This is a genomic window from Paraburkholderia ultramafica, from assembly GCF_902859915.1.
GTDB classification, from domain to species: Bacteria; Pseudomonadota; Gammaproteobacteria; order Burkholderiales; family Burkholderiaceae; genus Paraburkholderia; species Paraburkholderia ultramafica.
Map to the genome: position 1 here is coordinate 1 of NZ_CADIKK010000077.1, position 10,328 is coordinate 10,328.

At 60.2% G+C, this 10,328-nt stretch carries 5 protein-coding genes and 5 pseudogenes; 3 read left to right on the forward strand and 7 right to left on the reverse strand.

Features of this window, described 5'->3' with window-relative positions; translation table 11 throughout:
* Positions 1-325: 325 nt before the first annotated feature.
* From HV744_RS35340 to HV744_RS38645, 6 genes and pseudogenes are all read right to left on the reverse strand, one after another.
* A pseudogene (locus HV744_RS35340) lies at positions 326-1,904 on the reverse strand (IS3 family transposase).
* A gap of 305 nt (positions 1,905-2,209) precedes the next feature.
* On the reverse strand, positions 2,210-2,518 hold the full coding sequence (locus tag HV744_RS35345) for a protealysin inhibitor emfourin (RefSeq protein WP_175153898.1): 309 nt from the start codon (positions 2,516-2,518) through the stop codon (positions 2,210-2,212).
* Positions 2,519-2,610: 92 nt separating this feature from the next.
* A pseudogene (locus HV744_RS35350) lies at positions 2,611-3,687 on the reverse strand (M4 family metallopeptidase).
* Positions 3,688-4,097: 410 nt separating this feature from the next.
* Positions 4,098-4,181 (reverse strand): annotated as a pseudogene (locus tag HV744_RS37890) (IS6 family transposase); the annotation flags it as partial.
* Between the two features lie 92 nt (positions 4,182-4,273).
* A complete protein-coding gene (locus HV744_RS35355) occupies positions 4,274-4,507 on the reverse strand; it encodes a hypothetical protein (RefSeq protein WP_175153899.1) in 234 nt (77 codons plus the stop codon).
* Between the two features lie 246 nt (positions 4,508-4,753).
* Positions 4,754-4,992 (reverse strand): annotated as a pseudogene (locus HV744_RS38645) (transposase); the annotation flags it as partial.
* A gap of 112 nt (positions 4,993-5,104) precedes the next feature.
* On the opposite strand from HV744_RS38645, the gene HV744_RS36920 reads away from it, so the two are divergent.
* The 3 genes and pseudogenes from HV744_RS36920 to HV744_RS35375 all read left to right on the forward strand — a co-directional run.
* Positions 5,105-7,645, forward strand: coding sequence for a WD40/YVTN/BNR-like repeat-containing protein (locus HV744_RS36920; protein WP_217469203.1), 2,541 nt, complete (start codon positions 5,105-5,107; stop codon positions 7,643-7,645).
* A 286-nt stretch (positions 7,646-7,931) separates the two neighbouring features.
* Positions 7,932-8,300: a hypothetical protein gene (locus HV744_RS35370; protein WP_175153900.1), complete on the forward strand. Its 369-nt coding sequence runs from the start codon at positions 7,932-7,934 to the stop codon at positions 8,298-8,300.
* Between the two features lie 627 nt (positions 8,301-8,927).
* Positions 8,928-9,348: pseudogene (locus HV744_RS35375) on the forward strand (transposase); the annotation flags it as partial.
* Between the two features lie 532 nt (positions 9,349-9,880).
* Here the strand turns inward: HV744_RS35375 and HV744_RS38650 are convergent.
* On the reverse strand, positions 9,881-10,328 hold a 448-nt coding region (locus HV744_RS38650; protein WP_217469204.1), incomplete at its 5' end, for a hypothetical protein.

Here is a 10,328-nt window from a genome sequence, read left to right on the forward strand (position 1 = left end):
GCACTATCTGATGACACGCGCGATCAAGCGCTAATTCCGCGTCTTGCAAGGGGCGTGGCGGGAAAGCCTCTAAGAATTGGATACTCGAGCGATCGCCAACAAGAAAACTGCGATACGAGCGGGTCGGAAGATCGTCGCCTACCGGCGATTCGCTTTCCCTCCTAAGGTGCTGAACTTCCGTAACCGGTAGAGTCGAGATGTGGCGCGGTAGCAGTAGGCTCGGTTTGTCTGTTGCCGCCTCTTTCGTTTGGCGGTGCCCTAATAACCTAGCCCTAACCCCGTTTCCGGCCGTTGTCAATGCAGTTGTCGCCTCGGCGATTAAATTTCAGGCTGCTTTTCGCTCCTGGTTACGGGGTTGTGGAATGACACCCTGATCGTCGGCGCGATCGGGATTCAAATGCACCGCATGGATACGCTCCCAGTTGCGTGTGGGGCCTTTCCAGCGCAGCGGATTACGCTGGCGTGCTCTCTCGTAGAGCGCCGCGCGTTGATCCAGGATGTCCTGATCAAGGGATCAAGGTTCGCATGGCGCTGGGCCGGCGTGACGAAACGGATCGCGCTGTGACGATGTTCGTGGTTGTACCAGCGCACCAGTTCTGCCACCCAGGTGCGCGCGGCGAACAGGGTGTCGAACGCCTGCAGCGGGTAGGCGGGCCGGTACTTGAGCGTTTTGAACAGCGACTCCGAGAACGGGTTGTCGTTGCTCACGGCAGGGCGGCTCAATGACGGCATGACGCCCAGGGCCTGCAGGGTGGCCAGCATCGTGGCGCCCTTCATCGGCCCGCCGTTGTCGGAATGCAGAATGACCTGGTCGGGCTGTATCGCTTCACGCGCGCAGAGATCCTTGAGGACCTCGCTGGCCAGGGCGCTGCTCTCTTCGGCATAGACCTGCCAGCCGACGATTTTTCGGCTGAACACGTCCATAAACAGATAGAGATAGAAATACTGCCCACGAATCGTCGCTGGCAAATAAGTGATGTCCCAGCTGTACAGCTGATTGGGCGCGTAGGCACAGATTGCGCGCGGCTTGCTGCGGGCGCTGGCCGGCCGCTCACTGCGCCGGTGTGCGAGCTGCTTTTCCTCGCGCAGCACCCGGTAGAACGTCGATTCCGAGGCAATGTAGCGCTGCTGGTCAGCAAGACGGGGAACGATCTGGCTGGGAGGCAAGTGACCAAACTCGGCCGAGTTTGCCACCGCCAGCAGCTCGGCACGTTCGGCGGCGCTCAGCTTGTGAGGCGGCTCGTGGCATCGTAACGAGCGCCCATCCACCGCGTCAGGCTCGCCGCCCTGCCAGCGCTGAATGGTACGGGCACTCAGCCCCAGCACCTCACACGCGCGCGCCTGGCGAGCGCCACCCGTGGTCGCCTCGCCAATCAGGCCGATCAATGTCTTGCGCTCTTCGAGGGACGTCATTCGACCCCGTCCCCGAACAGCGCACGATACTTTTTTTGCAGCACCAGCAATGCGGCCGCCTCCGCCAGGGCTTTCTCCTTCCGGTTCAGTTCGCGCTGAAGCTGCGTGTTGGCGTGCTTCAGTTCGCGTACTTCCTGGGCGCTCTCGCGCCCGCTCCCAGCCCCGCCACCCGCGCAGAAGTCCACGCGCCACTGTGCGAGATGATGAGCAAACAGCCCCCGTTCACGACACCACGCGTTCAGCGCTTCGTCGAGCAGTCCATGGCTCTGCTGCAAGGCCAGCAGACGCTCTCCCAGTGACCAGTCCTCGGGTCGTCTTGCGTGCCCGGAGCCTTCGCTCCGGGCCGATGCCGCGGCACCTTTCATCCAGTTCTTCAAGGTCATCACATTCATGTTCAATTCATCTGCCACGGATCCAATGGTGCGGCTTCCGCGGTGTAAGACCTTCAACAGCGCCTGCTCTTTGAACTCGACAGAATACGTTTGTTTCATCTTCAGCTTGCACCTCTGATTTCTTGAAATTAAGAAAATTCAGAGGCGACATCTAGTCTGACGCCGGGGGTGGGCAGCGTCGTTGTCCACGGGCGGGCGCGGGATGATCGTCGTAGCGAGATTTAGACGTCGAACAAAAAACTTGACAGAGCTCCTCAGGGCATGACCCTACCTGAGGGGGCTGGACGCGGGTAACCGCGCCCAGCTACCCGACACCCGACAGTACCGCTGCGCATCCCTGCCGCTGGAATCGGGCAAGCGAAAACCCGGCGCCCTGACCGCCGGGCGCCGGCCGTGCAACTGGCTCAACGATGCCCGTGTTGCACGACGAAATTCTTCAGCGCGGCGAAGGCCGGCGGCACGGTCGGATCGGCGGCCCGGAGTTTGATGTCGTCGTGATCCATCGCGATGCTGAGCCGATACTTGCGCCCATCGGGTATCGGCTTCGCCGCGCTGTCGCGAGCGGGATGAGTCTCCGCGCGCGCGGCCGAGACGAGGCGTAAGAACTCCGCCTTCTGATCGGGCGACAGATCCTTCCCGTCGAGGACGATCGGCGCGGCAAGACCCGGGAAGTTGCCTGCAAGTCCACCGTCGATGGTCAGTTCAGCGTGCATGGGAAGATCCTCGCGCGTGCGATCGAATGCGCAGCCGGTCACCGGCAAGGAGACCACGGCGAGTCCGACCAAAAACCGGACCCGTGCATCCCTCACAATACACCAACTTCGTGCCATGCCTTGCTGACCGCCTGCGATTCCGCACCGTTCGCTCCAAAGAGCCTGTCGGCGTTCGACACGGTGAGCCGCGCGAAGCTTTTGAAATTCGTCGTCGGCTTGATGTGGGAGTCGTTCAAGGTTTCATACCAGATCCGACCTGCCTTTTCCCAAGCATGACCTCCGATCGCGAGCGCCGCGAGACAGAACGCCCGGTTCGGAATTCCAGAGTTGATATGAACGCCCCCATTGTCGGACGTCGTGTTGACATACTTGCTCATGGTCGCAGGCTGCGGGTCCTTGCCGAGCACGGGATCGTCGTAAGCGGTGCCAGGATTCTTCATGGAGCGCAGCGCGGTGCCCATCACCCCCTTGGCAAGCAGTCCGGCCGCGATGAGCCAGTCGGCTTGGTCTGCCGTCTGCTTCAATGCATACTACTTGATCAACGAGCCGAACACGTCCGACACGGACTCGTTGAGCGCGCCCGGCTGCCCGGAGTACGCGAGTTGTGCCGTGTGCTCCGTGACGCCATGTGTCAGTTCGTGGCCGATGACATCAAGTGCAATGGTGAACCGGTTGAAGAGCGTGCCGTCCCCGCCGCCGAACACCATTTGCTGAGAATTCCAGAATGCGTTGTCATAGTTGTTGCCGTAGTGCACGGTGCCAAGGAGCGGCATGCCCGCATTGTCGATGGAATTGCGGTGATAGATCTCGAGATAGAACTCGAAAGTGGCACCGAGCCCATCGTATGCTTCGTCAACACAGGGGTCATTGGATTTCGGCGCTCCTTCCGCTCGCGCTGCGGTGCCCGGTAGTGTTTCGGTTTGATTCGCCGTGTAGATCGTCCGGTGCGCCGAAGGGGCGGTTGCTGCCGGCATGGCGGCAACGCGCTTCGGAGCAAGCGTCGCCGCCTGGACAGCCCGGAACTGCCGGAAGCTATGATCGGCCGACAAAGTATCGATGGCATGCGAGCGCTGCTGCGGAGATCCGTTCTTGGCAATCTCCGTCAGCATGTGCGGCGGCAGAATGCAATATATCGAGCGAGCGCGACCGAGCCGAAAATGGTTGCACATGATTTATTCCTTAGCATGGTGAAGGAAATTGGTGAAGGAAATGACACGAGATGCGCGCGACAGGAATCAGCATGCGCTTCTTGGTCGGAGTTCGTTTTCTGATCGAATTCTTCATGCTGCTAACGAAGAAGCGATGAGCGAAGGTCACGGCATTCCTGTTCGGGCCAGACAATCGTAACCACTCCGGATAGTAGCGATACGTCATTCGTTCCGACTGATCCGCCATGCGTCTCGCTCTGTCGCGAACGTCGTCTCGCCGTCATGGATGCACAGCGCGTATCAGGCCGCGCGAGCAGTCCACACCCTTCCGTAGTTCGACGGGTACTGATAATCGCTAAATTCACGAAAGTGCGTGATACAAGATTACGCAAAGAAGACGACTTGCTTCGAGGCGTAGCTGACAATTACCGCCCGCGCTCGATCAGCCGTTCTTCAGTGTCGCGTTGGCGCAATGGGAAGCGAAAATACCAGCGCACGGCGCAGTTGATGACCACCCCCTACATTTTGCGAAATGATGGCCTCCACTTTTCTTTTCAGCCGATCTCAGACCCACATTGACAGACCGATGTAATGTCCTAGTATCAATCTAGGTTAAATCGGTGTCGCTGATTGGGGTGTAGGAGGAGAGATGACCGTGCCACGTGGGCCACATGACGAGGAGATCGAGCGCGGCCAAGACTCCCGGAACGATCATGCGCGAGAACGCCAAAAAGAATTCGTGCGTCAACGCGGTCCGCAAGTCGAGCCCGAACCCCGAAAGGACGAAAGCCGCAACGACAAACCCGACCCCAAGGCCGAGAATTCCAATAACAACGAGCATGAGTAGTCCGTTGGTATGTGCGCGCCGGAATTCCTCCAACTACGCCTGCGAGGGTCGCGAGCGCCTTAAAAGAAGTTTCAAAATGGGTCAGGTGAACGCTGAAGCGTTCGCCAGCAGATCAGGCAACGAGCTAGTTTGAGGAGGCCTTCGTGGATGTCGGCACGATGTTCGAAGCGAGTACGCAGACGACGCAAACCATCGCGCCAGTGCCTCGACGACTCAGCACTTAGCCTAGGCCACTCCCCGGATGCTGGCCTGTTGCCAATCGCGTAAGCGCCCCCAACAAGTGACGCCTGATCCGCAGCCCATCTCGGTGGGCAATTCGTTACAGCGACTGTCACTCGAAAGCACGAACGAGGTTCCATCCGTGCGGCCCGATCCACAACCGCCTTGCGCCTGGTATGCCGAGAGCGCCTCGGCTTCGCTGGTGGCAGCGGCGGTTCGATCAATGCCCACGATTCGTCGTCAATGATTGGTTTGGCCATCTCCTTGGGCCATCGGTCACAACGCTCGAGGATAGTGGCTTTGTCATCGGGTTAGCCGTACCGCAGTTATTTTTTATACATCTTCTGAGGCGTATGCGCGTTTGGAGGTCTCATGGAAAGTTCGATTGACGAATTGATTGAGCCGGCTGACGAGAAGAGAGACCCGCGCGAAGGCCGGCGCCCACCGGGCGGCAAAGCGTTGCTCCGACTGCAACAGCATCTGGAGGAGAGGGGGCTCGTCGAAGTCGCACAGGCATCCGTGGAAAGGGCCGTTGCTGACGAACGTAGGAACGAGTTCGACGAGCGCGCGCGCGCCTTTAGCGCTGCGCCTCCCGGTCAGGCGTCCTCCCCTGCCGGCACGGACGTGCATGCCGTCACCGCGCAGATCGCTGAGCACTACAAGTCGGTAGCGCTCGAAGAGCCCGGTCCTCCTACCGGAGTGCCGACCGCCACCGGCCCGCAGTGGCGCAGCCTAGGTCCTTGGACGATTCCGAACGGGCAGACCTATGGATCCAGCCGGGTTAACGTCTCCGGCCGCGTGGCGGCCATCGCCGTCGATCCCAGCAACCCCGCGCATGTGCTGTGCGGAGCCGCTAACGGCGGCGTGTGGGAGAGCTTCGACCGCGGAGGCAGCTGGGCGCCGCGTACCGACTATGCCGCGACGCTAACCGTGGGGGCTATTGTCTTCGATCCGAGGAATCCATCGACCGTTTTTTGCGGAACAGGAGAAGGCAACTGGTGGTCCTGGCTCGGCGCAGGCATCCTGAAATCCGGCAACGGAGGCACCACGTGGTCGACGCTCTGCACGGCGCCCTTCACTGGCCAAGGTTTCTACGATCTCGTGATCGACACCGCGAACACGCAGCATATGTTTGCGGCGACCATCGGCGGGTTGTACGTTTCTACGGACGGCGGCGTCCATTGGACGCAGCGTCGCGCGGTACAGACCTGGTCACTATCGATCACGACAACGGAGATACTCGGAGCATGTGCCGATGGTCTCTACCGCTCCACCGACGGCGGCGTTAGTTGGAACCCGGTTGCACTGCCCGGCTCACCCGGGACGTTTAATCGTTTGGCAGTGTCGATCGCGCGGTCCGACGCCAGCGTCGCTTACGCATGGGGTGCCAACGGCGCCACCGCTTACCTATGGCGGCGGGCCGGTACCGCATGGACCGCGCAACCAATTCCACCGGGTGTCGCCACCGGTCAAGCCTGGTACGACTGGTACTGCGCCTGCGCCCCGGACAACGCGAACCAGATTTATCTGGGCGCCATTGAGAGCTATCGAGGTGATCTCTCAGGCAATACCTGGACGTGGCGCACGATCAGCAACAAGGGCGCAAGCGGCGACTCCATTCACCCCGACCAGCACGCCATCGCGTTCGAGCCGGGGCGGCCGGATACCATCTACGTCGGCTGCGATGGCGGCCTGTACCGCAGCCCCGACCGCGGTATTACGTGGACATCGTGCAACAACGGCCTTGTGATCTCCGAGTTCGAATACCTCGCGCAGAACTTCGGCTCTTCCCGCTGGGTCATTGGCGGCACCCAGGATAACGGAACCGAGCGCTGGACCGGCTCGCCCGTGTGGACTCACGTCGCCGACGGCGATGGTGGCGATTGCGCGATCAACCGTACTACGCCCAACACGGTCTTCCACACCTATTACAGCATGAGCCCGGAGCGTTCCACAACAGGTGGCGATTTTGGCTCGTGGACCTATCTGCCGCCGCCTGTCCCCGCCGGCGAAGGAAGCCTGTTCTATCCGCCGATGGATGCGAGCGCCAGTGGCGGCGATACCATCGCGATCGGTGGCGACGCACTCTATGTTTCCCGCAACAACATGACAAGCTGGACGCGCCTGCCGTTTCCCAGCGCCGCCCGTTCTAGCGCAATGTACGTCCCGAACGCAAACACTTTGTATGTCGGCTCGACCGACGGACGCATATTCAGGACCACGTGGAACGGCTCGGCGTGGGGCGCGGTGTCGGCTCTGGCAACGCCTCGCGCGAACGCGAACATGAGTGACATCCTCGTTGACCCGTCAAACTCCAATCGCCTTTGGGTCACCTACACCACGATGGGCGGCGGTCGGGTCTACCGGTCCGATAATGGCGGGTCCTCATGGACAGACATGACTCACAACCTGCCCAATCTTCCGCTTACCGCGATCGACGTCGATACGTGGAACAGCAACCGGGTGTGGGTAGCGGCCGATCTGGGTGTCTATCAGACCCTCGATGGCGGGGCCACGTGGGCAGATTTTTCGGCGTCGTTGCCGAATGCATTTATCGGCGACATCGTGTTTCATCCTCACGCGCGTGTGCTGCGCGCCGGCACGCGAAATCGCGGCGTGTGGGAGATCCCGGTCGATGGCTGGATGACCACGCCCGTCTGCGGCGTGCAGTGGACCGGCAGTCTCAATCCGAACGAGACCAAGCGCTGGTTCACTTGGGGCTGGCCTGCGACGTGGCACATGATCTGGACCATTATGCCGAGCACCGTGAAACCGGGCGCCCCGGAACTTACTTGGACAGTGCAGGTGCAGCGCGCCGACGCCGAGTACGCTACCTACTGGATCAGCGTGCAGAATCTCACCAACGTTCCGGTGACCTTCGAAGGTCGCTACTGTATCTTGAGTCGGTATTAACGCGAGGAGCGCTAACATGTACACGGGCGTGCAATGGACAGGTAGCTTGAACCCGAGCGAGACCAAGAAATGGTTCACGTTCAATTGGAATCCGGCGGGACATGTAGTGTGGTATATGATGCCAACATCAGTTAACACCACGGTCCCAGAGCTCCAGTGGAGCGTCGCGGTTGAGCGCGCCAGCCCCACGGCGTGCACCTACTGGATTACGGTGCAAAACCTCACGAACACCGCCGTGACGTTCGAGGGAAGATACGCAGTCTTAAGCTGACGAGAGGAGCCCATCATGGAAGTGAAGATCACCATCAACGACGGCGCCGCAACCATAAGTCCCCAAATGTCCGGCGAAGGTGTCGTCCCGTTTCAGGCACAGGCGCCCGCGTCGGGCGCAGCATGGCAAGGCGGAGTGCCGGAAGATCTCGCCAGCAAGGCGGCAATTCTCGGCGCCCTCAACGCGGGTCCCGCTCCCTCCTCCTTTGCGACCAGCTCTCCCCCTGGCGCCCCACTGCCGTTCATCGGCGGGGCGATAGGCGAACTAGGTCATGGTCCCGGAATCGATGAGACGGCCACCGAATCGGCCGGTGGGGCGCCGGGGGCAGGCCAGTTCATGGAAACGCATACGGCCGTCGTGTCCGATGCAGGAGGTGCAATATGAAACTAAGTTCCCTTCGTACCGCGTGTTTCAGATGCTGATTTCATCGGGCTCGCAAAGAGACGATATGCCAGCTTGAGCGAGGCGAATCGATGGGAACAGGCGGTCGATGTGGTGCATGCGCGCGGCGACGGACTGTCCAGTGCCTCGAACCCGTCGGCGTTCCCCGAGGTCCATCAATGGCGTGCCGCGCAACGGTGTGAGATCGACATACACACGGCGGGAATCGCGCAACAGAACGTTTAAGGGGCATCGGGCAAATACTACCTTTTACTTCGCTATTCAGACCGACATCAACCGAAATGCATTCATTGCCTTTTGCGGCTCTGGCGCTATCGAATACGTCATGCGCACCAGACCAGACGCTCACGAACGAGATGCAGCTGGCACCCTGCAGGGCAGCGCTGCAGTCAAGGCTGGGGAGAGTGCCCCTCCGACCGACCGCCGGGGTGGCGATTCGGGCCCCCGTCGAAACGGGACTGACTGTGCCCATGTGCTCGGGATCTGCCCTGCCGCGAGGCGCGGCAACGCGGGCACATGGGCTTTTTCGATGAAGTTCTTTCCGCACAGAGAAACGGTTGCGTTGCAACGCAAGGAATTTGAAGGAGGAATGGAATGAACGCCTCCCCCCGTCAATGGATGCAGGAGGACAAGGCGGTCAAGGCGATTGCTGAAATGCTAGGCGTTGGCGTGCTGACCGCGACAGCCGTGGTCGCGACGACGGGCGATGCGAAGTCGTGCCGCTCAGGCCGGGAGTTCGCCGCCTGGCTCGGTCTCGTGCCGAAGCAGCTCGGTTCCTGTGGCAAGATCACGTTGCTGGGCATCAGCAAACGCGGCGACCCCCTACCTGCGCACGTTGCTGATTCATGGTGCACGCAGCGTATTAAGTCACGCGAAAGAGCCTGGCCCGTGGGTCGAGCAGATCAGCAAGCGTCGGCCACGGAACGTAGTCACCGTGGCGCTCGCCAACAGGATGGCGAGGAGAATCTGGGCAATCCTGGTTTACGACAGACCGTACCAGAAAGGTTACGTCAGCGCGAAACCGGCATGAACGACTAGCGTTGCGTAGAAGATCAATTCTTGTAAAGGATGACACGTCGAAAGGTTGCGCTGGCAATCGAGTGTGATGACAAAACAGGTCGGACCGGGACTCGCTAAACCTGAATCTCAGCAAGAGCTTCGAGCTCGCTGGAGGAATGAGGAGCGAGTCAGCGGATTTCATAGTGGCCCGCAGCGAATCAGGCTGCAACAAGGCCGGATATAGTACTGCAGCCCATCCTGTCCGTCAGAACACACGAAAACCCTTCGCAAACGGGAGGCGTTCATATAGTTGAGATGAACTTTATTGAGCGTTGGTTTGGGGTGTCGCCGGATGGCGGTGACGGAACACTGGAACTGCTATATGTGATATTGGGTGCGCTGTTACTGGCCACAATTATTTCATATCGGGTATACCGACATCGTATACATCGTATGAGTAAAGCAAATCGCAGTCGCTCACTCGGCGCAAATCGTAAGTCGACGGAAAAGACGCCGTAGCCGTTACGCCGGCAATAGGCGTTTTTAGCGCCGCTTTCGCCATGTCATCGAGCCACGACGATCAAGCAACTGGTTGCGGATTTCTCTACAGCAACACCCTGGAAGATCCTGGCGTCATTGCCGACTCGCACGTCGGCGATAGCCAGCTCACCTTTCTGGACGCGGGCGTTGTCACATTTTAAAGCGTTGGGCTCGCAGAAGTCCTCAGGGACCTCTGCGCGCGCGAGGCGATACAGCCCGACCAGGAGATTCTGCATTCGGATAACGGCGGCCCGATGAAAGGCGCGACGATGCTCGCCACCCTTCAGGCGCTGGGTGTCATGCCGTCGCGGAGTCGCCCGGGCGTGAGCAATGACATTCCTTATTCCGAGTCGCTGTTCAAGGCTCTGATGTGATGGACGACTCCCGCTACGCAGCGAGAGGTTTATGCCAGAGTGGAGCGGTCGTGACGTCCACGGCAAAGGAGCGTTCATCATGAAGATAGCGACTGTT

Bases quoted from the DNA above. Each gene is read 5' to 3' on its own strand.
- HV744_RS35355 (WP_175153899.1), bottom strand. From the start codon at position 4,507: ATGCTCGTTGTTATTGGAATTCTCGGCCTTGGGGTCGGGTTTGTCGTT.
- HV744_RS35370 (WP_175153900.1), top strand. From the start codon at position 7,932: ATGGAAGTGAAGATCACCATCAACGACGGCGCCGCAACCATAAGTCCC.
- HV744_RS35345 (WP_175153898.1), bottom strand. From the start codon at position 2,518: ATGCACGCTGAACTGACCATCGACGGTGGACTTGCAGGCAACTTCCCG.
- HV744_RS36920 (WP_217469203.1), top strand. From the start codon at position 5,105: ATGGAAAGTTCGATTGACGAATTGATTGAGCCGGCTGACGAGAAGAGA.